The sequence below is a fragment of the Chitinophaga sp. W3I9 genome, from assembly GCF_050434025.1.
Taxonomy (GTDB): Bacteria; Bacteroidota; Bacteroidia; order Chitinophagales; family Chitinophagaceae; genus Chitinophaga.
On the sequence record NZ_JBNPWC010000001.1, the window covers coordinates 4,720,004 to 4,742,207 of the forward strand.

The 22,204-nt window shown below is 47.4% G+C and carries 23 protein-coding genes; 14 read left to right on the forward strand and 9 right to left on the reverse strand.

What is annotated here, in order from left to right; all coding sequences use genetic code 11:
* Positions 1-4 precede the first annotated feature (4 nt).
* Positions 5-1,459: a TolC family protein gene (locus tag QFZ51_RS19305; RefSeq protein WP_429048095.1), complete on the reverse strand. Its 1,455-nt coding sequence runs from the start codon at positions 1,457-1,459 to the stop codon at positions 5-7.
* A 322-nt stretch (positions 1,460-1,781) separates the two neighbouring features.
* Between QFZ51_RS19305 and QFZ51_RS19310 the strand changes: the two genes are divergently transcribed.
* The 8 genes from QFZ51_RS19310 (at position 1,782) to QFZ51_RS19345 (ending at position 5,919) form a co-directional block, all read left to right on the forward strand.
* A complete protein-coding gene (locus tag QFZ51_RS19310) occupies positions 1,782-2,318 on the forward strand; it encodes a YceI family protein (protein WP_370913166.1) in 537 nt (178 codons plus the stop codon).
* Positions 2,319-2,382: 64 nt separating this feature from the next.
* Positions 2,383-3,315, forward strand: a complete 933-nt coding sequence (locus tag QFZ51_RS19315; RefSeq protein WP_429048097.1) for a ring-cleaving dioxygenase — start codon at positions 2,383-2,385, stop codon at positions 3,313-3,315.
* A 1-nt stretch (position 3,316) separates the two neighbouring features.
* The gene (locus QFZ51_RS19320) at positions 3,317-3,946 is read left to right on the forward strand and encodes an alpha/beta hydrolase (protein WP_429048099.1); all 630 of its coding nucleotides are present in this window, start codon (positions 3,317-3,319) and stop codon (positions 3,944-3,946) included.
* Between the two features lie 9 nt (positions 3,947-3,955).
* A complete protein-coding gene (locus QFZ51_RS19325) occupies positions 3,956-4,357 on the forward strand; it encodes an OsmC family protein (protein WP_370913169.1) in 402 nt (133 codons plus the stop codon).
* Positions 4,358-4,359: 2 nt separating this feature from the next.
* Positions 4,360-4,617 carry a (4Fe-4S)-binding protein gene (locus QFZ51_RS19330; protein ID WP_429048101.1) on the forward strand — a complete coding sequence of 86 codons (258 nt, stop codon included), beginning with the start codon at positions 4,360-4,362 and terminating at the stop codon, positions 4,615-4,617.
* A gap of 12 nt (positions 4,618-4,629) precedes the next feature.
* On the forward strand, positions 4,630-4,902 hold the full coding sequence (locus QFZ51_RS19335) for a GNAT family N-acetyltransferase (RefSeq protein WP_370913171.1): 273 nt from the start codon (positions 4,630-4,632) through the stop codon (positions 4,900-4,902).
* 29 nt (positions 4,903-4,931) lie between these two features.
* On the forward strand, positions 4,932-5,507 hold the full coding sequence (locus tag QFZ51_RS19340) for a YeeE/YedE family protein (protein WP_429048103.1): 576 nt from the start codon (positions 4,932-4,934) through the stop codon (positions 5,505-5,507).
* Between the two features lies 1 nt (position 5,508).
* The gene (locus tag QFZ51_RS19345; RefSeq protein WP_370913173.1) at positions 5,509-5,919 is read left to right on the forward strand and encodes a DUF6691 family protein; all 411 of its coding nucleotides are present in this window, start codon (positions 5,509-5,511) and stop codon (positions 5,917-5,919) included.
* Positions 5,920-5,980: 61 nt separating this feature from the next.
* Here QFZ51_RS19345 and QFZ51_RS19350 read toward each other — a convergent pair whose 3' ends face one another.
* The 6 genes from QFZ51_RS19350 to QFZ51_RS19375 form a co-directional block, all read right to left on the reverse strand.
* A complete protein-coding gene (locus QFZ51_RS19350; RefSeq protein WP_429048105.1) occupies positions 5,981-6,553 on the reverse strand; it encodes a DUF4142 domain-containing protein in 573 nt (190 codons plus the stop codon).
* 229 nt (positions 6,554-6,782) lie between these two features.
* Positions 6,783-7,907, reverse strand: a complete 1,125-nt coding sequence (locus tag QFZ51_RS19355; RefSeq protein WP_429048106.1) for a zinc finger domain-containing protein — start codon at positions 7,905-7,907, stop codon at positions 6,783-6,785.
* A gap of 58 nt (positions 7,908-7,965) precedes the next feature.
* Entirely contained in the window at positions 7,966-9,075 is a 1,110-nt protein-coding gene (locus QFZ51_RS19360) for an SPFH domain-containing protein (RefSeq protein ID WP_429048108.1), read from the reverse strand.
* Positions 9,076-9,157: 82 nt separating this feature from the next.
* Positions 9,158-10,003, reverse strand: coding sequence for an alpha/beta hydrolase (locus QFZ51_RS19365; RefSeq protein ID WP_429048109.1), 846 nt, complete (start codon positions 10,001-10,003; stop codon positions 9,158-9,160).
* Between the two features lie 67 nt (positions 10,004-10,070).
* On the reverse strand, positions 10,071-10,826 hold the full coding sequence (locus QFZ51_RS19370) for an SGNH/GDSL hydrolase family protein (protein ID WP_429048111.1): 756 nt from the start codon (positions 10,824-10,826) through the stop codon (positions 10,071-10,073).
* 74 nt (positions 10,827-10,900) lie between these two features.
* Entirely contained in the window at positions 10,901-12,259 is a 1,359-nt protein-coding gene (locus QFZ51_RS19375; protein WP_429048113.1) for an acyl-CoA dehydrogenase family protein, read from the reverse strand.
* 566 nt (positions 12,260-12,825) lie between these two features.
* Between QFZ51_RS19375 and QFZ51_RS19380 the strand changes: the two genes are divergently transcribed.
* The 4 genes from QFZ51_RS19380 to QFZ51_RS19395 are packed head-to-tail and all read left to right on the forward strand — an operon-like array spanning position 12,826 to position 18,080.
* On the forward strand, positions 12,826-13,389 hold the full coding sequence (locus QFZ51_RS19380; protein ID WP_429048114.1) for an RNA polymerase sigma-70 factor: 564 nt from the start codon (positions 12,826-12,828) through the stop codon (positions 13,387-13,389).
* A gap of 47 nt (positions 13,390-13,436) precedes the next feature.
* Positions 13,437-14,414: a FecR family protein gene (locus tag QFZ51_RS19385; RefSeq protein WP_429048116.1), complete on the forward strand. Its 978-nt coding sequence runs from the start codon at positions 13,437-13,439 to the stop codon at positions 14,412-14,414.
* Between the two features lie 31 nt (positions 14,415-14,445).
* Positions 14,446-17,052, forward strand: coding sequence for a TonB-dependent receptor (locus QFZ51_RS19390; RefSeq protein WP_429048118.1), 2,607 nt, complete (start codon positions 14,446-14,448; stop codon positions 17,050-17,052).
* Between the two features lie 2 nt (positions 17,053-17,054).
* Entirely contained in the window at positions 17,055-18,080 is a 1,026-nt protein-coding gene (locus QFZ51_RS19395) for a DUF4249 family protein (protein WP_429048119.1), read from the forward strand.
* Positions 18,081-18,084: 4 nt separating this feature from the next.
* Here QFZ51_RS19395 and QFZ51_RS19400 read toward each other — a convergent pair whose 3' ends face one another.
* Positions 18,085-19,944 carry a M1 family metallopeptidase gene (locus tag QFZ51_RS19400; RefSeq protein ID WP_429048120.1) on the reverse strand — a complete coding sequence of 620 codons (1,860 nt, stop codon included), beginning with the start codon at positions 19,942-19,944 and terminating at the stop codon, positions 18,085-18,087.
* 67 nt (positions 19,945-20,011) lie between these two features.
* Positions 20,012-20,374, reverse strand: coding sequence for a hypothetical protein (locus QFZ51_RS19405; protein WP_429048122.1), 363 nt, complete (start codon positions 20,372-20,374; stop codon positions 20,012-20,014).
* Between the two features lie 260 nt (positions 20,375-20,634).
* Here QFZ51_RS19405 and QFZ51_RS19410 point away from each other — a divergent pair, with 260 nt between their 5' ends.
* Both QFZ51_RS19410 and QFZ51_RS19415 read left to right on the forward strand, forming a co-directional pair.
* Complete coding sequence (locus QFZ51_RS19410; protein ID WP_429048123.1) at positions 20,635-21,705, forward strand: hypothetical protein; 1,071 nt, start codon at positions 20,635-20,637, stop codon at positions 21,703-21,705.
* Positions 21,706-21,714: 9 nt separating this feature from the next.
* Positions 21,715-22,188: a bactofilin family protein gene (locus QFZ51_RS19415; protein WP_370910898.1), complete on the forward strand. Its 474-nt coding sequence runs from the start codon at positions 21,715-21,717 to the stop codon at positions 22,186-22,188.
* Positions 22,189-22,204: the final 16 nt, after the last annotated feature.

Below are 22,204 nucleotides of genomic sequence, written 5' to 3' on the forward strand. Positions count from 1 at the left end.
CTGTTTATCTGTCAACATATTCTGCAAATTGTTCCGGTGTGCCTATTACATTCCAGTACTGCGCCAGGGCGAGGTAGTAGCCCATTACGGCGGTATAGTAGATCTTATGCATTTCCTCTTCCTGCAGGAGTGCATCATTAACATCTTTTACAGACGACAGCTGGTTTTGCATACGGTCGGTGACCAATGTGGTGGTGAGGTGCGCCTGTTGCCGGGCGCTGTCGAGCGAGGCCACATCATTTTGCAGGGCTTTCATTTTATTGATCGACACCCTCAGTTGCAGTTCCAGCGAGGTTTTAGTGTTCAGGGCCGCCATCTGCGCTTCTTCCACCAGCATTTTACTGGCTTTGGTACGTTTATATTTCTGGAAGCCGTCGAAGAGGTTCCACTGCATTTCCACCCCGATGAGCCATGGCGGTATGGTTACCGGTAAATCTTTCTGGTACAGGTTCAGGCTGCCGATGGCAAAAATATTGGGCAGGGCGAGCGACCGCGACGCCTTTACAGCTACATTGGCCAGGTCCGTTTTGTTTTCCACCAGGCGGTAAGTGGGGTTATTGCGGAGCAATTCCAGTTGACCCGTTTCCGTTACCGGTTTCAGTTCGTATTCCAGGGTGTCGTTGATTTCAATAGGTGTTTCAATCGGCTGCCCGAGCAAGTCGTTTAATTCCAGCAGTGCATTTTCTTTCTCCAGCTCGAGGTTGTTGTACCGGTTGGTGGCCTGTACAAAAGATACCCTTGCCCAGTTGAGCAGGTAAGGCGGCAGGATCTGGTTATCTTTTAAAGAGGCGGCATAATCGCGGTTCTTCCTGAAAGATTCAACGATTACGGCTTCATGGGCAAGAATGGTATTCAGGTAGAGGATGCGGAGGTACTGTGCACTGATGGCAAAGAACAACCCTTTTTCCACCACCTGCTGATTGAACTGCCCGGCTGTTACCTGTGTTCTGGCCAGCTGTTGTGCGGTTGCAATTTTGCCGCCGAGGTATATTGGCTGCCGCAGCGCCAGGGCTGCCGTGAAATAAGATTGCTTTGTAAGCTCCGGGTTATAATCGGGGTAAAAGGTATTGATGATGCCCTTCGTGGCGTTGTAGATAACGTCCTGCACATTTTGCGGAAGCGGCTGACCGGTAATTTGCTGGTAAACGGTATTAGCGGTATTCACGCTTTGGGAAGAAGACCCGTTAACCACCCCGTCTTTTACCTGTTGCAGGTTTATCTCCAATGGTTTGCCGAGGTAATTGTAACCCGCCAGCAGATCCACTTTAGGATAATACGCCCCGTTTTCTGCCTGCAGGTTATACTCCCGGGCTTTCAGGGATCGCTGCGCCTGCTGCACCAATGTGTTTCCCTGTTTCGCAAGCCGGTAACATTCCTTTAAAGTCAGCTGTTGTCCGTTTTGCTGACCGTGTACAAACAATGCTGGCAGTAACGGAATTAAAAACAAGTAATATCTCATACGGTTTTCTTTACATCAGGAAGGCTTCCGGTTGAACCCCAACACCTCAAAACAATCTTTCATGAATAATGTTTGAAGTATTTGAAAAAAATTATACATCATTTGATAATAAAGGGCTTATCGTTATATTTCTTACCTTTAAGCGCATACACAAAAAGTACATCATTATGTGTATTTGATCCATTTGAACCCACCTGTTTTCACCCGATATTTGTGATACAAAAGATTGAACAATAGGTTCCTGATCTTGTTAAAATATAATCCTGCAGCGGTTTACGCAGCATTGCAATTTTATTGATTCATTATAAAACTACATTTACTTATGGCAAAACAACAATGGGTAGCCGACGCGAGTCACAGTGAACTTGGATTTAAAATCCGTCACCTGATGATCACCAACATCAATGGTAAGTTCAACAACTTCACGGTGGACGCAGAAACGGAAGAAGAAGATTTTATGACTGCTAAAGTGAGAGTAGCGGTAGATATAGACTCTATTTCAACCGGCAGCGCCGACAGGGACAAACACCTTCGTTCTCCCGACTTCTTTGATGTAAACACCTACAAGGATATCATTTTCGAAACGACCAAATATGAGAGCGTTGATAACGACGGCTCCTATGAATTATACGGAGATCTGACCATCCGCGGGATCACTAAAAACATCAAACTCGCTGTAGAATTCGGTGGTGTGGTAAAAGATCCCTGGGGCAATACCAGGGCAGGTTTTACTATCAACGGAAAAATTAACCGCAAAGATTTTGGCCTTACCTGGAATGCAGCTACCGAAGCTGGTGGCGTAATGGTAGGCGACGATGTAAAAATCTACGGAGAAGTGCAGTTGATCAAGAAGCAGTAAGATTATCAGCTGTTAGTCTTTGTCTTGTACAAAGACTAACAGCCAACTTTTAAAAGGAGGAATTATGAATGAAATAACAGGCCTGCATCATATCACGGCCATTTCAGGCAATGCGAAGAAGAACTTTGATTTTTATACCCGTGTGATGGGATTGCGTTTTGTGAAGAAAACGGTGAACTTTGATGATCCCCACACTTATCACTTTTATTATGGAGATGAAACCGGCACACCCGGTACTATCCTCACTTTCTTCCCATGGGAAGATATTATGGCCGGCCGCAGAGGTACCCACATGGCTACCGAGGTAGGCTACAGCATTCCGGAAGGCAGCATTGACTTCTGGTTAAAAAGATTTGAAAAAGAGAACATCATCTATAATAAACCATCTTCCAAATTCGGGGAAATATACCTGACCTTTATTGATCCCGATGGATTGAAGGTGGAACTGACCGTACCGGAAAAGCCAGACAACCGCACACCATGGGTAACCAATGAAGTGAGGGAAGAAAATGCCACCCGGGGTTTTCATCATGTTACCCTTACGCTGGAAGATGTGCAGCCTACTGCCGACCTGCTGGTATCTGTGTTTGGTTACAAACTTGATAAACATCATACCAACCGTTACCGCTTTGTAAGTCCGGCCGGCGATACCGCCAATTATATCGACCTGGTAGAAGCCAAGGGAGAATCCCGCGGGCATGTTGCCGGCGGAAGTGTGCACCACATTGCTTTCCGGATGAAAGACGACGATATGCAACTGCATTACCGCCAGTTGCTGGAAGACCGTGGTTTAAACGTTACGCCGCAGCTGGACCGTAAATATTTCCGGTCTGTTTACTTCCGGGAGCCGGGCGGTGTTTTATTTGAACTGGCCACCGACGTTCCCGGTTTCACGGTAGACGAGCCGGCAGCCGAACTGGGCACGCACCTGATGCTGCCGCCGCAATATGAACCGCAGCGGGAAGAGATTGTGAAAAAACTGATTAAACTGGACTGATATGGATTTTAAACCGATGCAGTATGTATACGAAGCGGTGGGTAACCCCGCCGCCTATACGTTATTGCTGTTGCATGGCACAGGTGGAGACGAAAGGGATTTATTACCGCTGGCAGGATCACTGGGTAAAGGGTTTAATATACTCAGCCTGAGGGGCAATGTACAGGAACATGGCATGCCCCGCTTCTTCCGTCGTTTAGGCATGGGCGTATTTGACGAAGAAGATGTACATTTCAGGACGCATGAAATGGTGCATTTCCTGAAAGAATTAGCCGCTACAGAAGGCTTCGATATCAATAAGCTGATTGCTGTTGGATATTCCAACGGCGCCAATATTGCAGGCGCCGTGCTTATTTTATACCCGGAATTGCTGGCCGGCGCTGTATTGTTCCGTCCTATGCAACCGCTGAGCGGTATAGAAGACAGCTTTGAAACGCAGCGGCAGCAGCCCGTATTTATGAGCTCGGGCGCACAGGACGGCACCGTAGATCCTGCGGCCACGGCGGCTTATGCCACCCTGCTGGAAGGCAATGGCTTTAAAATAAGTACCTTCGATATTCCTGCCGGTCATAACCTGGTACAACAAGATATTACTTTGGCAGCAGCATGGATGAAAGATCATTTTCAGTAAAAAAAATATATGGACCAGGAAGTTAGAGTAAGTTTATCGGGCCGTCCTTACCAGGTGTCGATAGATACGAGGGACCACCGCTGGCTGGCAGACGAACCAATAGAAGCCGGCGGCGACGATACCGGCCCGCAGCCCGGGGAATTATTACTGAGCAGCCTGGGCTCCTGCACTGCTATCACGCTTAAAATGTATGCCGACAGGAAAAAGTGGCATGTGGAAAACATTGAAATTGAGCTGCGGTTTAACAGCGCTGCGAAGCCGGATCCACTTACTACCGTTATCGATATCGACATGCACTTTACCGGGAACCTTAGTGAAGAACAGATCGCCAGGCTGGAGCAGATAGCGCGCTCCTGCCCTATTCATAAGGTATTGAGCCATCCGATTATTATGAACACTAAAGCCGTATAAAAATGAAAGACATCACCAAACACTACTCCAACGGAGAGGTAACCATTGTTTGGAAGCCAGGTGTATGTATCCATTCGGAGAAGTGTTTTCACGGCCTTCCGTCCGTATTCAATCCAAACGAAAAACCCTGGATCAATGCAGAGGGGGCTACTACCGAACAAATTATATCGCAGATCAAACAATGCCCTTCCGGGGCGCTGAGCTTCTTTATGAATGCAGACGCGACGAAAGAAGACGGCAATTTACTAGACAAATTATAATCTCCTTTTTATATGGAACTTACCATCAGGAATAACATCGCAAAGAAACAGTTTGAAACCGAAGTGGAAGGACATACCGCACTGGTTGCCTATACCCTGTACCCCGGCGGCATTGCCTTTATGCATACAGAAGTGCCGCCTGCACTGGAAGGCCGCGGCATTGCAGGACAGCTGGCTAAATACGTGCTGGAATACGCCCGGGAAAATCATCTTAAAGTAAAACCTTACTGTCCTTACATAAATGCCTATATGAAAAGACATCCGGAGTATAATGATCTCCTGTAACAGATTTATCACTTCCTAAATTCCTTTCCATGCAACTTATGAAATTCATTCAGCAACCCTGGCACTGGTCGGTATCCGGGTTGCTGATTGGTCTTACGGTACCGGTGCTGTTGCTGTTGGGCAATAAGGCCTTTGGTATCTCCTCTTCGCTGCGGCATATCTGTGCAGCATGTTTCCCGGCGAATATTTCCTTCTTTAAATACGACTGGAAAAAAGAGGCCTGGAACCTCTTCTTTGTAGCCGGTATTGTACTGGGTGGTTTTATTGCAGGGCACTACCTGCAGGATAGCAACGATATCCAGGTGGCTGCCGCCACACAGGCAAGGCTGGCCACTTATGGCGTGCATGATTACTCAGCGCTGTTGCCGCCGGAAATATTCAGCTGGTCGAATGTCTTTACCTGGAAGGGACTGGTATTCTTTGTGCTGGGCGGTTTGCTGGTGGGCTTTGGTACCCGCTATGCCGGAGGTTGTACATCGGGGCATTCCATCATGGGGTTGTCTAATTTACAATGGCCATCGCTGGTGGCTACGTGTTGCTTTATGGCCGGTGGCTTTATCAGTGCCAACCTGCTCATTCCTTACCTTTTTAAATGGCTGAACTAACATGAAAAATATCAGGTACCTGGTAGCAGGAACTTTCTTTGGTATTGTGCTGGTAAAGGCGCAGGTGATCAGCTGGTTCCGTATCCAGGAAATGTTTCAGCTTACCTCCTTTCACATGTACGGTGTAATTGGCACCGCGGTAATTACCGGGATTATTTCCCTGCAATTGATCAAACGGTTTAATATTAAAACTATCCAGGGTGAACCGATTTCGGTGGCTCCTAAAACTTTCAATAAAGGACAGATCTTCGGCGGATTGCTCTTTGGCCTGGGATGGGCCATCACCGGGGCTTGTCCGGGTCCGCTGTTTGCGCAGATAGGTACCGGTTTCACGGTAGTAGGCATTACTTTGCTGAGCGCCATTGCAGGCACGTGGATCTATGGTGCATTAAAACCGAAGCTGCCTCATTAAAAAAAAGCTTCAAGGAACAGGCCTTGAAGCTATGGTTGCAATTCTCTGGATTCACAGATAATTATTTTTTCAAAGCATCTTTAATTGCTTTCGCGGAATCCTGGTGTGCCTTCAGCGTTGGCAGTGTATTCCTGGCCCAGGTTTTCAGGTCTTCATCTGTTACATTATCGCCTGCTTTCTCAAATTTGTTCACGTCTTTATCGTGGTCGTCTACCATCATGCTCATGTATTCCTTGTCGAAATCCTTACCGGTTTTCTTACCAAGATCGTCGATGTGTTTCTTTGTTTCGGTAGACAATTCTGCCGGCAAAGTGATGCCTTTTGTTCCGGCCAGTGCTTTTAATTCATCCCCTGCTTTGGAGTGATCATTCACCATCATGGTGGCAAAAGCCTTTACTCTTGGATTCTGTGCTTTTTCCTGTGCAAGCTTACCCATCTCAACTTCCATCATACCACCGTTTGCAGCCTCCACAGCAAATTCAGATGATTTTTCATCTACCGGTTTAACAGTTTCGTTGACATCCTTTGCACTGTCGACCGGTGTTTCCGATTGTGGATTCTTCGCATTGTTGTTACACGATTGCGTCATCCACACGGCTAAAAATGTTGCTGATAAAATAACTAGCTTCTTCATTGTATATTGTTTTGGGTTTGTAATAGGTGTGCCCGTTTACATAGCTCTACTTTGCAAAAACGGTACCCTGAAAACAAATACCGATCAAACGCAATACAGCAAAGGATTTTAAAGGAAGAGTCAAAGCGGACTGACGCAAGAAAAATGTAGATTGTTTTCCCCGGAACGCGCAAAAAAAATGGTTATTGTAAAAATTACAATAACCATTTCTCTTTTATAGTGCCTGCTCTTATTGAGATTGAGCGAACTGGTAAATAATAATGATGGCGGCAATGATACCGAGGATAAGGCCTACAATTTTCATCCAGCTGTAGGGACGGTCGCCCGTTACTTCCCCGGTGCATGCATTTACCACAAAATGATAGAGTTTGTTATTATACCGGTAGGCGCTGATCCAAACGGGCAGCAGCAAATACTTCAGGCCAAGCTGGTTGTATTCCACGTCGTAGTCGTCGATGCGTTGTTCGTCGCCGCCGATATCATCACAGATCTCATTACGGATTACCGGGTCCATTCTTTTTTTTGCGATTGCCAGTGCCTGTTCGGCATTCGTTTGGTAAAGTTCCGCCCGGAAACCGCTGAGGTACCGTCCGTCGTATTTTTTCAGTTGTTCGAGGTGCCAGGGTTCCAGGATCTGCGCCATTTTCAGGGGCAAAGAAGGACTGGCAGATACCAACACGTCCCGGAAGTTATTGTTAACGTTGCCGGAAGCCGGGTACCATGCGGTATGCCGTACCTGCCGGGTGCGGGTTTCCGTCCGGCCGTTTACTTCCACTGTATAGCTTTCTGTGGTGTAATAATATTCACCGCGGGAGCCGGAGTATTCCGTATAAGTGTCCGTATCGTAGCTCCAGTGTGGAATGTACACGCCTTTCAATTGTTGAGAGGAGCTGTCTTTTACTTTCTTCACCAGGTCGGACGGTGCAAACCAAAGTTTCTTCATCCAGGTTTGAAAGTGGTCCACCGCGGTTTTGTCGCTCACTACAAAGGGCAATACATAATGCGGTTGCAGGATGGAAGTAGTTTGCGCGGTATCCACCACCAGCGGCGACGCGCAGAAGGGGCATGAATCAGCGGTTACATTGGGCAGCATGGTAGTAGACGCGCCGCAACTGACACATTTCACTACTACTGCCTGTTGGGTAGCTTCCGTATGATTTTGCTGTGAAGCAATAAAAGCGTCGTAATCGATGGGCTGTATAGCGTCCGGCTGCGTATCATCCTCAATCTGGTTCACGGTACCGCAGTATTCACATTTCAGGCTGTTGGTGCCTGGTGCATAATGCAGGATAGCGCCACAGTTCTGGCATTTCAACGAGTTAACTGTTTCGCTTGTTTTTTCCTCAAAAGACATAGGAACGTATGGATCTAATACCGTCCGGCATCACGTGATGCCGGACGGCCTGCTTTAGTTAAGGTAATGGTGGTGGTACGGTGGCTAATACCGGCGCCAGTTCCGGCACTGTGTTGGCGGCGGCCCATGCAGCCATGCCGTTTTTCCACACCAGGGTTTGCGCATTCAGGCTGCCCGCGGCGGCCAGCTGACGGAGTTGATCGGTATCAAAGGGGCCGGATTGTTTGCCGTCTACGGCTACAAAAAACGATGCAGCGCCGGGTAACGGAGGTGGTGCTCCACCGCCTGTATTGGCCTGCTGGTTATTATTCTGGAAGATGTTACCTACCTGTCCCATCATGGCTGCGCCCATGCCGGCGCCTAAGCCGGCCGCTGCGAGTCCGCCGCCGGAAGGGTTTTCTGCTGCTTTTTCCATGGCGTTGGCTGCCTGGAATTGCGCATACGCGCCCAGGTTCCCAACGATACCCATGCTGCTGCGTTTATCGAGTGCAGCTTCCACTTCCGGTGGCAGGGAAATATTTTCTATCAGGAACTTGGTCAGTTCCAGTCCGAGTTCATTAAATTCAGTACCAATTCTACCGGTGATCTGGGTGGATACTTCTTCATAATTGGCTGCCAGGTCCAGTACTGGGATCTTTGCTTCTGCCACGGCTTCCATACCACGGGATACTGCGAGATTACGCAGTTGCTCGTTGATACCTTCCACGGTGAATTCCGGGTTAGTAGCTGCTACTTCCTTCAGGAATTGTCCGGCATCCTTTACGCGGAAAGCGTAACTGCCGAAAGCCCGGAGCCGCACCGGTCCAAACTCCGCATCACGGAGCATAACCGGATTCTTGGTTCCCCATTTCTGGTTGGTAAACTGTCGCATGCTCACGAAGAACACGTCTGCTTTAAAAGGGCTGTTGAAGCCGTATTTCCATCCCTGCAAGGTGCTCAGGATAGGCATATTCTGTGTAGTAAGCGTATACATGCCGGGTTGAAAAACATCGGCAATCTTACCTTCATTCATAAAAACGGCCACCTGTGATTCGCGCACAGTAAGCTTGGCGTTCATTTTTATTTCATTCTGGTAGCGGGGAAACTTCCACACAATGGTATCGGCGGACGGGTCGGTCCATTCAATAATGTCAATAAATTCATTCCTGAGTTTATCAAAAATTCCCATGGTAACAGGTTTTAGAGTGGACCAAATTTAGCCATTTATTCACTCGAAAAGCTACTTCCTGAAAGTTATAATTTATATAAGCTTACTTCACGGTTGTTTTCAGCCATTTTTCCATCAGTAAGGGCCAGGCTTCTCCCGCGGGATTGCCATTCCGTAAGCCGTATCCGTGGCCTCCTTTTGCATAAAAATGCAGCTCCACCGGCACTTTGGCGTCGCGGAGGGCGCCGGCCATTACCAGGGCACTATTGCCATAGGTATCATCTGCGGTAGCAAAAAGGAACATGGAGGGCGTTTCACTCGTTAACTTCAACTCAGGGGTGAGTGACCTGTTTTCTCCTTTATCAAGATAAGCCGGGTAAATGAGTGCACTAAAAGCGGGACGTGCAGACAAAGAGTCGGCCTTGTCGATTGGCGTATAGGTATGCACGTTATATTGCACTGATGCCCTGGCGGTAAGACTTCCACCTGCCGAAAAGCCCATCATTCCTATCTTGTCGGGCTGCAGCTTCCATTCGGATGCCATGCTGCGTACCAGGCGGATGGCACGTTGTGCATCCTGCAGGGCGCCGGCTTCTTTTTTGGGTACCCGGTATTGTAATACGAAAGCAGTGTAACCCAGTTTGTTGAGCCAGGCGGCTACTTCGTATCCTTCCAGGTTAATGGCCAGGATATTATAACCACCGCCAGGGCAGATGATCACGCCTACGCCGTTGTTATTGGCCGCATCGGCCGGAAACACTTCCAGTACCGGGTCGGTAACATCGGTGAGCCGTGTTACATGATTGCTGCCATCCGGGGTTACCTTTGCGGTTTGTTTGGCGGCTGTTTCACCGGGTACGGCAGCGGGCCAGAGATGGATCTGCTGCTGTTGTGCGGATATCGTTGTATTTACTCCTAACATCATTAATAAGATAACTATTTGTTTCATAACCGGATTTTCAGATTTCATGTAATGAAACAAATGTAATAAAAGAAAGGAGCAGATAAAACCGGTTTTATTTTACACATTGTAACCAGGCTTCCGCCATCAGCTGGGCGCCGGCTACGCTGGGGTGTACACCATCGCCGGTCCAATAAGACGCCGGTGCTGATTTCTGCGCTTTATCAAAAATAGATTGATAAGGAATAAAAGTGGCATGATACTTATCTGCCAGTTCCCGGGCAGCAGCGCGGTACTCATCGAACGTGGGGTACCATTTATCATCTACGGCCTTCACGCCTTTCACGGCAAAGGGTTCGCCGATGATCAGCTGTACATCCGGCAGCTCCTGTTTGGTGCGTGCCAGCAGTTTATCGTAGTCGTCGCGGTATGTTTTGGCGGTACCTTTATAGTTGTTACTCAACGTATGCCAGTAATCATTTACACCTACCAGGATACTCAGCACATCCGGCTTAATCAGCAGGCAATCGGTATCCCAGCGGTCGGCCAGTTGAAATACTTTATTTCCGCTGATGCCTTTATTATACACTTTTAAATTTTTATCTGCACTTTTCAGCAGCATGGAAGATGCGGCCATCAGCGCGTAACCGCCACCCAGTGCGCCACCCGCATTAGGTTGGTCGTTGTCGCGTTTACGGCCTGCATCGGTGATGGAATCGCCCTGGAACAATACCACGCTCTCTTTTTTGAGTACTATCTTTTTAGATTTCTCTGCTACCGTTGCGGCGGCAACAATATCTGGAATGCTGATGGCAGCAAGGGCTCCCAGGGAAACGTTCCTGAGGAAATGACGTCTGTTTGATGAATTCATAACGATACGGATTAAATGCTGGTTGCGGCATAGTCCACAATCCGGCATTTAAACTATAAAAAAGATTTGATATTTTATACAAATGCGCTGAAGCCGGTAATGGCGCGGCCCACGATGAGGGAATTGATTTCCTTTGTGCCTTCGTAGGAGTAAATAGCTTCTGCATCGGCCACAAAGCGCGCTACATTGTATTCCAGCAAAATGCCGTTGCCTCCCATCACTTCGCGGGCACGGCTTACCACATCGCGGGTACGCAATGTACAAAACACTTTGGCCAGCGAGGCATGCTCGTCTTTTAACCCGCCGGCATCCTGTATTTCCGATAAGCGGAATACCATTGTTTGCATGGCAGTAAGATTGGACAGCATTTCCACCAGGTGGCCCTGGATCAGCTGAAAAGCGGCGATAGGTTTTCCGAACTGCTTACGGGTTTGCGTATACGCCAGCGCGTTTTCATAGGCGCCGCGGGCGCAGCCCACCGCTTCCCAGGCCACACCGGCGCGGGTCATGCGAAGTACACGGGCAGTATCTTTAAAGGAAGCAGCATGTTGTAAGCGGTCAGATTCCGCTATGCGGCAATCTTTCAGGGTGATCAATCCATTTTGGACAATACGCAGCGCCATTTTATCATGGATCTTTTCCACGCTGAAACCGGGCGTATCTTTTCTCAGCAGGAATCCTTTCACCTGGTTATCGTCCACATCCCTTGCCCAGATCACAATTACATCAGCAAAGGTGGCGTTGCCAATCCATTTCTTCTGGCCATTCAGTATCCAAGTATCGCCTTCCCGTTTAGCCGTTGTGGTTAGTCCGCCGGCGGTGCCGGAACCTACTTCCGGTTCGGTAAGTCCGAATGCGCCAATAATATTCAGCTGCTGCATTCCCGGCAGCCATTCCTGTTTCTGTGCTTCAGAGCCCAGCATATAAATAGATCCCATGGCCAATCCGCTCTGAACGCCAAAGAAAGTAGCTACAGAAGCATCTATACGCGCCATTTCCATGGCAATGATCCCTTCCATCAGGAACGACCGGTTAGGACATCCGTACCCTTTATAAGTAACCCCGCAGATATTCAGCTCCCTGAATTTCGGGATGATTTCAAAAGGGAATTCCGCTTTCAGCCAGTATTCATTAACGATAGGCTTGATTTCCTTTTCCATAAATGCCCGCACCTTCAGCTGCAGTGCCCTGTCTTCCGCATTGAGCTTTGCCCCGAGATCATAGAAATCGCCTTCAATAGGCGGCAGTTCTTTCTTCTTACTGCCACTGGTGAGCATTTTCATTAAGCCGTTCAGTTGCGTATCATCCATTTTCCCTACCGACTCCATCACCTTCGGGAGATCTACTTTTTCGGATAGTTTAGCCAGCATGGCGAAATCAATGCTCTTCAACAGGTGGTACGCATTCTTTAGTTTCGTGAGAGGTCCGGACATCTTACATGGTTTTACTTAAAAATACGTAATCCGCGGGATTTACGCGGATGTTGTCTTTCTCACTGATTACGCTGATTTTACTGATTTTACTTATGGGATTTTATAAAGATTTAAAAAGATCTGGGAGATATAAGCGGACCATGTCTTTCTGCCTGATTACGCTGATTGCATTGATTTTATTTAAAAGAAAAATCAAGTAGCCAGAAGCGGATATTTCGCTTATACCTCCCAGATCTTTTTAAATCTTTATAAAATCCCATAAGTAAAATCAGCGTAATCAGTGAGAAAGACAAAATCCGCGGAAATTAAAATAGGGTTGCATAGAACCATATGCAACCCCGTTTAAAAACACAACTAAAAAAACTAACTTCTAACAAACATAATAGGCATAGCTGTTATATTGCTGACGCAGAGAATCCGGTATCCCTCTATTGCCCTCTCCACTTTTTTCTAATCTTTTCTACCAAATAAAAATATAATCTGTAATGTGTAAACTGTAATTGTTTTCAAAAAGATAGTTACTTTCGCAGCGATCATTTCATATACTAAAACTTCCTGAAGGTTAAATGATTACATCACCTTCTTACCAGGCGTATAAAGAATTATTTCATTCACAATACAATGACTTATGTAACTATGCCTATAGTTTCCTGAAAGACGATGCAGCAGCGGAAGATGTGGTGCAGGAAACCTTTATTAAGCTCTGGGAGAAACACCGGCAGCTGATAGACATACCTAATATAAAAGCATACCTTTTTCGTGCGGTGAGGAATAATTCTATTTCTGTGTTACGCAAGCAAAGTACCGAGGAAGCCGGCAACAAAGGCTTCGAATGGCTGGCAGAAACGGCAGAAGATCCCGGTGCTAAAGAGATTGAAAATGCAAAGCCTTACTATGAACAGCTGGTATATGAGGCTATTGCCAACCTTCCCCCACAATGCCGGGAAGTATTCACCTGCTGCAGATTGCAGGGAATGACACATCAACAGACGGCAACCAAACTCGGCCTTTCTGCTAAAACAGTTGAAAACTATATGGGACGGGCATTGAAGCTGCTGCGGAAATATTTACAGCAATATGGGCTGCCCGTTAGTATCCCGTTTTTACTAAAAATATTCATGCCCCTGTAGAGGGTTGTTACATTAATGAGCGTTATTTAAGTAGAGCACACTGTATTATGGAGCATTTTGATACCTACCTGCATGAGCTGATTGCTAAAAATCTGTCTGGTCAATGTACAGAAGCGGAATCCGCTGCCCTGCAACGTTGGCTGGAAGCCTCTCCCGAAAACCGGGCAGAATATGAAATACTGGTAAAACTATGGGGGGACAGTCCCGCTGCAGTGGCGCCCAAACGGGAATACAACACGGCCGCTGCCTGGGATAAAACGGACCAGGCGATACAGCTGGCGCCATCCCGCGTAAAAGCACTTTATACCAAATATGCTGCTGCTGCAGCCATCCTGATATTACTTACAGCAGGCGCATGGTGGCTGGAAACACGCTCCTCGCTTAAAAAACACGAGCTGGCAGCGAATGACGGCAAAATAAAAAGCCTGGAGTTACCTGATAGATCAATGGTAACCCTCCGGCAGGGCGCAATGATCCGGTATATCAATGGCTATCACCACAACCAGCGTATTGTGGAACTGGAAGGAGAAGCCTTTTTTGAAATAGCCAGTGATCCGGACCATCCTTTTTTGGTAAAAACGCCCAATCAATCCGTGATTGAAGTTTTGGGAACCTCCTTTACTGTGCAAACAGGAAAAGACAGTACGGCCGTTACCGTTGCTTCCGGCAGCGTAAAACTAAGTCTGGAAGGCGATACCACCGCCATAGTACTGAATAGTGGCCAACGGGGTGTATGGGGCAACGGACAGTTATCTGCCAATAATAATCACAACCTGAATTTCATCGCCTGGAAAACAGGTATTTTGCAATTTAATGACCAGACACTGCTTGAAATATTGCCACAATTAGCCGACTTTTACGCAAAAGATATCAGGGTTGATGAAAAATACAGGGAAACCGCATCGCAGCAAAAAGCTACGATTACATTCCGAAATCAGTCCTGCGATGATGTTTTGCATGAATTACAACTATTGCTTGGGTTCCACTATCAACAGGACGGCGACTCCATCGTCATCACCCAGTAGAACAAAAAACCCGCTTTTCCTTATTTATGGAATGCTGTTGTTACTGTTCCCGTTTCAATTCCTGCAGGCACAGCACAATGGAAAGGACATTCTCCATGAAAGCTATACCCCTGCTGCCCGGCAGGGGACCATTTTATTTTATATCCAGGATCTCCAGAAAGTTACCGGCATCAACGTTTCTTATAGCTCCAGCTTTTTACACCTGAATAAAAAAGTACAGCTCAGCGGAACAGAACACACTACCGGCGACGTACTGAAGGTTATTCTCCAGGGTACCGGTATCCAGGTGGCTGCCCTCAACGGGAAAATATTCCTGCTCCGCGAAACCTCCCAGGTACAATATTATACCATCAGCGGATTTGTAAAAGAAGTAAACAGTAATGAGCTGATCATCGGCGCTTCTGTATACGATCCCATTACACGGAAAGGCACTGAAACCAACGCCTATGGCTTCTATAGCCTGCAGGTGCCGGACACCTGCCTGGGCGTGGTGTTTTCACATATCGGGTACAAACCCGTGTTTCAACATCTTCCTCCGCCGGACGACGGTCAGCTGGATATACACATGGAAGCCCGCAGCATGCTGCAGACTGTAGTGGTAAACGGCGAAAATGAAACCGTTAATTCCCAACCCGGCTACATCAATATGCCCGTTGGCTATGTATCCAACTTCCCGGCACTACTGGGCGAAAAGGATGTGCTGAAATCACTGCAACTGTATCCCGGTACCGGCAGCTCCCTCGAAAGCAGCAGTAACCTGCTGGTCAGAGGTGGCGGCGCAGACCAGAACCTGTACCTCCTGGATGGGGTACCACTTTATCATACCGGTCACCTGTTCGGGCTTTTCTCCATCTTCAACGGAGATGCGGTAAAAGATGTGTCGCTTTATAAAGATGCCTTCCCGGCGCGCTATGGTGGCCGCCTTTCCTCAGTAGTGGATATCCGTACAAAAGACGGGAATATGAAAGAGTGGCATGGCAGCGCTACCGTGAGCCCCGTTTCCGGCAGCTTCCTCCTGGAAGGTCCCGTTGTAAAAGACCGCAGCTCTGTTTCTTTGTCTGTAAGAAGATCCCTGGTAGATGCCCTTTATGGAAGGGCTTATCTGAAAGACTATGGTAAATATTATCTCTATGATGTAAACTTTAAACTCAACCAGGTCATCGATAACAAAAACAGGATCTATGTCAGCTTCTATAAAGGACAGGATAAAATGTTTATCAGGAGCGAGAACCCGGTTATTCAGCTGTTTGATGATTACAATTTTGACTGGAGCAATGTTACTGCTGCCGTTAAATGGACCAAAGTAGTGAATCCAAAAATATTCTCCAGTACCACTGCTACCTACAGCCGTTTTTATAACGTTTTTACGCAGAATTCGATCATCCCCCTCTCCTTCTACGACTCCCTGTTTGTGCGGGGGAAAGGCGTTTCCCGGATCAGGGACGTAGCCATCAGGAACGAAACGGAATATGCAGTGAGCAACAGTCATCATATTTCTTTCGGCGGTGCTTATACCTATCACAACTTTGCACCGACGGCCTATCATAATAACATCTCCGCGGGAGAAGCTACGCAGCGGAAAGCGCCTATTTATTATATGTCGGAGTTCTCCGCATACGCAGAGGATGAACTCCGCTTATTGAACGACCGGCTGATCGTGCGGCCAGGACTGCATTTCGGGGCACTGGCGCAGCGTACCTCTTTTTACCCCAGTTTACAGCCCCGACTTATGCTGCGGTGGAAACTGCCCCATTCACAGTATTTACAGGCATCATTTGCTGAAATGACACAGTTTGTGCACCAGTTAACCACGCCGGTTATCAACCTCCCCACAGATCTGTGGGTACCGAGTACCGAGAATATTAAACCGGAGCATGCATACTCCTACAGCATCGCCTATCAGCGGCAGTGGAGCAACCAATGGCGCTTCAATGTGAACCTCTATTATAAACAACTGAAAAATATTGTTACCACCAACACCGTACTGAATATCTTCGATAACTCGGATCTCTGGGAGAAAAAAGTGATCGCCGGCAACGGCTATAACTATGGCAGCGAAGTACTGCTGGAAAAAACACAAGGCAAGCTGACAGGCATCTTCTCTTATACCCTGTCGTGGGCCTGGCGGCAGTTCGACCGGTTGAATGCCGGGAAGATGTTCCCTTATAAAGAAGACCGCCGCCACAATATTTCCCTGGCGCTCAAATACCGGTTTAATCCGAAATGGAGTCTATCCGCTTCCTGGAAATTCGCCTCCGGTGCACCTTTCACCCTGCCGGTGCAGATATTCCCGGATTTCGACTGGAGCCGCAATATCAAAGGCTACCTGGACGAACGTTATTCCCCGTTCTCTACTTTCCAGGTAAACTATTTGCCTTATATTTCCCGGTTAAATAACTACCGGCTAAACCCTGTGCATCACCTGGATCTCGGGGCCACCTTAAACCTGGGTAACGAAAAACGTTTTCATCATGTGATTACCGCGGGCGTTTATAATATTTATAACCGCACGAATCCTTTTATCGTGAGCTTTGACCAGTTCTCTTACCTGGATTACAGCGACGTGTACCCGTTACAGTTATACCAGTATAGTTTATTCAGAACATTGCCGTATCTGACTTATACGTTCAAATTTTAATCATGAAATACCTGTTTATATTAATACCGGTTTTAAATATTTTGCTGCTAACGGGCTGTGAGCAGGAACTGCCGCTTCCTCCCAACAATGCCGTTCCCAGGGAGGTAGTGTACAGCGAGTTGGTGGCCAACGATATACCGGAAGTGCGGGTAGGCAAAAGCAAACCGGTAGGTCCAGGTATCAACACCGGCTTTGACCTGGTAGAAAATGCGGATGTACAGCTGATGGACAAAAACGGACAACCGCTGGAAGCACTTACGTATGTGAAAGATTCCAGCAATGCCATGAGCGTATACCGTGGCAAAACTACACTGGATGCAGGCAAAAATTATAAAATAAGGGTAACGGTGCCCGGCTTGAAAACCGTTAACGCCATGGCTTCCATCCCTCCGCCTTTTAAAGTGGAGCTGCTGGACACGCTCCGTACCTTGCTTAACGGACGCCCGGTGTTACGCTTTCATTTTATCGTGAACCCCATTCCCGGTGTGAAACAATACCTGGTGATGGAGGCCGTGAAGCAAAGCGTTATCACGGATACCACATTTTCGTATAGGGGTATGCGATATAAGAAGAGTGAACACGATTCCCTCTATCAACGTGTAAAAAATATGCCTGGTTGCAATCCTAAAAAAGACAGCAGCTTCCTCAATGATTACCTGCGCATTCCCTGCTATACACAGGATGAAAACGCCGACAATAACCAGATCGGCGGTTTGAATGAAAATTATAACAGCATCCTGTTTACGCAGTCCGGCAAACCGCTTACCACTTATTTTTACATTAATGCCACGGCCCTCAGCTCCAATCCTGCTGAAGCCATTGCGCCGGTAGGAAGGGTGCTGGTATATGTGAAATCTGTCTCAAAAGAATATTATGATTTCCTGCTTACTTATGAAAAGGTGAAGCGCAATCCGGGGCTGAACAGCCTTATACAGGCCATTCAGCTCAAAAGCAATACACAGGGCGGGCTTGGTATTGTTGGAGGCAGTTACCAGAAATTGTACTATCTGTATTACGATAAACTATAGCCGGTTATTTTATTTCGTAGGTGTTATCCCGTTTGTTGATGTCTGCGGTCCAGGTGCTTCCCAATGTTACTTTTTTAATTTTTTTGAGAGATGAAAAGGGAAGCAATGTTGTTTTGTTACCCTTCTCCCACACCGCAATACTCCGGTGTAACTTCATAGTGCTGTTGTCGTCAAAAAAGAGGGTAACATCAACCGGAACCGGTTTATTTCCGATGGAAGTGATTTCAATCGTTCCTTGTTTTCCTTTTTGCGTTACCCGTGTGATACCCAGGTCGGGGAAGCCATTGTCGAAGAACCAGCTTTTCCAGAACCAGTCCATATTCCTGCCGGCGCCAGTGTTCATACAGTAGAAGAAGTCGTATGGCTGGGGGTGTTTACCATTCCACTGCGACATATAATAATGCAGCGCTTTCAGGAAAAGGGTATCCCCCAGCATGTCTTTTATGTAGAGATAACCCAGGGCTGGTTTAGGATAGGAATTGGTCATATAGGCATCTGTAGTTTGATTGGAGGGCGTCATGATGGGCAGGTCCGCCTCTTTGCCCGCGATGAAGTTATAGGGCGACATGCCGTAGTCATCCACGATGGAGCTGTCGATCAATGGAGAGATGATCCATTCGCCGATCGTGGCCCATCCTTCATCCATCCAGGCGTATTGTGTTTCATTGGTGCCCATGTAGAAGGGAAAGAGCGTATGAAAAATTTCATGGTCAGTTAACTCGATGGTCTGGGCTTTGTCGGCCAGCGGGTTATCGTTTACCATCATGGGGTATTCCATCTGGTCCAGTCCGTCGAACACCGTTTCGTGCGAATACGGGAACGGCCACTTAGGAAAGTGGTGGCTTATCTTATCCACGGTGGCGCGGGCGTATTGTATCACATCAAAGAAATCCGCATGCTGTGGGTTAAAGGCTACATCCACACGGGTGCGTCTTTTGGTGGTAGCGTCTACTTCCACGCTGGTGGCGTTCCAGCAATAGTGGTTGCTGACGGCGAAAGCAAAGTCGGTGACATTGGCTGCCTCATACTGCCAGGTATTGGCGCCGCGCTGCCGGGTGATGTTCCCCTCCCGCACATCGTTGCTGTCGATCACCGCGATGATGTCGTTACTCTTTTCAGCAGCAGCGATGCGTTGCGCATATTTATCGTTGTATACGGCCGCGGTATTTTTGAGGTCGCCGGTCGCCCATACTTCGTAGTTGCCGGGCACCGTAATGGCTACACGAAAATCGCTGAAGTCGTTGTAGAACTCCTGCATACCCATGTAAGGGATCTGGTCCCACCCGTTGATATCGTCGTATACCGCAATACGCGGAAAGAAGTAGGCGATGAAACTGGCGCCGGAGTCCACGGCGCCGGTTCTGATGTGTGTATTTTCGTTCAGGGTATAGGAAAAGTCGAGATCAAACTGCACCGACTGCCCTGGGTAAAGATCCGTGATATACACCGGCATATTGGTGCCGCGGATGATAGCCGGTACCGGCTTCGCTTCACCATTTACCTTCATATTCTTTATTACAACGCCGTTGGTCAGGTCTTCCGGGGAAACCGCCATATTTCTCACGGCTCCTTTCTGGAAGAGATTGGGAAACAGTTTGAAGTTAATGACCTTTAAGGTATCCGGGCTGTTGTTGGTATAGCGGATCTGTTCCGAGCCGGATATACCGTTTGTTGCCGGGTCAAAGGCCACCTTAATATCGTACCCGGCTTTGTTCTGCCAGTACCTGGCGCCCGGGGCGCCGCTATAGCTGCGGGTTTGATTGTCATATGCCTTTTTGATGGTCAGGGGCATATATAAAGGGGTTTGGGCGGTTGCCTGCTGAAATGCTGCCAGCAGCAGCCATAAAATACCATATTTCCTCATAAGTGATATAAAAGCGGTGGCTTCAAAAGTAGGGAATAACCCGGAAACGGCATGGCAGAAAGAAGCGCTATGGGATATGAGTGGTATCTACCGGCACTTTAAGAGAATCGGCAGGGATACGTAAACTGTCAGCTGCGTTGGTATGCAGGCTGTCGGTGGCTGAATTCGTACTGTCTTTACCGTTGGCTCCTTTCCCGGGCAGCGGGATAGTAGGTGCAGTATTGCGGCGTTTGGGGGAGTAAGACGTTGCAGTGCCCTGCTTCTGCATATCGTTCATTGTTTTTTTATCAAAGAGATACTTAGGGTGTTTCTCCGGCCGGAGCCCCCGGTCAAACTGGGCCTCCGCTCCCACTGCGGGCGCCTGATACACCTTCTGCGAAGAATGACAGGCCCATAAACAGATACCGGCAGCCAATACGAGGTATTTCATACAAATGAAAATAAGAATGAATACAGGCAAAGGGGGACATCTTCTAAACGATAAAGCCGGGTTGTTTATTATCAGCAGGGAACGCTTTACCGGCAGCGATGCATTTTGAAATGTAACATCGCTGTATTAAATTTAGCATAAATTCACTGGTTGTCACCCCCTTATTCTAATATTTTATATCTTTAACCGCTATTTCAATCCCGATGAAAACCCTCCTTCACGGAGAGTCACGGCTACATTCGTTATTATAACAAAGCACTATGAAAGTATCAACAACCAGCTTCCCAAGCGTTTTTGAAACCGCATTCGGAAACACAGAAAATTCAAGTAAGGATCTTCTCAACGGATTAAAAATTAAAAAGGATGAAGCCTGGTACCTGGTAGGCAACCTGGCAAAACGAGGTGGGATCAATCCCGGCAGAGTTACTAATGCGTCGCCCACAGAAGAGGATTATGAAATACTGTTTAAAGCTGCTTTGCTGAACACCATTGATAAAGTACAACAACCCATTGCCCTTACCGTAGGGTTCCCCTTCTCTACTTACAATATTTACAAAAACGCTGCGGAACAGTTTTTAAGTAAACGGCATTTCCTGATTGACTACGATACGCAAACTTACAATACCAAAGGTTCTTTTAAGAAGGCCATGTTCGATATTGAGAAGTATGAAGTGATCCCTGAAATCGTGGGTGGTATCATAGGATTGAAGAAAAGTATCAATGAACCCCAGCTCGACAACTTCATTGCCATCAGTTTTGGGTTTGGTACTATTGAAGGCGGCATGGCCACCGGCGACGGATTGGTTCACCGTACCTGCTTCAGTTCCCATGGTATCCGTTATGCCATTAACAACCTTACCCGTGAGCTGAACCAGAAACACTATCTGGAAATGAAAAACGAACACCAGGTGGATGATGCTTTCATGAAGGGTTCTATTTTCACCAACCGCAAGCGGATCGATCTGCGTGATATGCGTAAAGGTGTGCTCACACAGTATTACAGGGAAGTGGTTTCGCCGCTGATGCGCAGTTATTTTACGGATCTGGATTTTGAAACCTGTGAAAAGATTTACCTGATGGGCGGCGGCGCTTACTATCGTGAACTCACAGATGCCTTTGTAGAAGAATTCCGTGACTTTATTCCGGTAGAAGTTGCTCCTGAACCTGAAAAGCTCATGAGTATCGGTTATCTTTATAATTCATTGAGAATTTCAGATAATAAACCTCAAAGAAGCGTGGGGCTTGACCTGGGTAATTCCAGTTCTATTGTGTCTACTTTTGAAGATGTAACACAGCATACTCCTGCTACACCTAATCCCATCACCCTCTAATTTATACTTGTGATCAATGTCAGACATATTTTCCGAAATATAATTGTTCCCGGAGCCTTTCGTATTCCTGCAACAGTGTCCGTGAATGGTAGTATAGATGCTTCAGTTTCCGGCCGGATTGATGGGAATGTAAGAGGCGATGTAAAAACCAGTGGTAAGCTGGTGGTTAGTGAAACAGCGAGCATCCGTGGGCATATATATGCTGCCGACCTGGTGGTGCATGGGAAAGTGTATGGCGATGTATATATCACCAACAAAGCCCATATCAGCAATAAAGCGCTGGTAAAAGGCGATGTGAATGCGATGGTGCTGGAAATAGAAGAAGGAGCTGTGGTGGAAGGCGCTATCCGTAAAAACGTGCAGCCCGTTCTGAAAGCCGATCTTAGTCACACCCCGGTAGCTGAAGAAATCAAAGTGTCGGCTGCGGTGGATGCTGAAACCGGTGGCCAGGAAGAAGAAGAAAAGAACACCAGCTGGTTCTGATAAGTATCACTGCCAA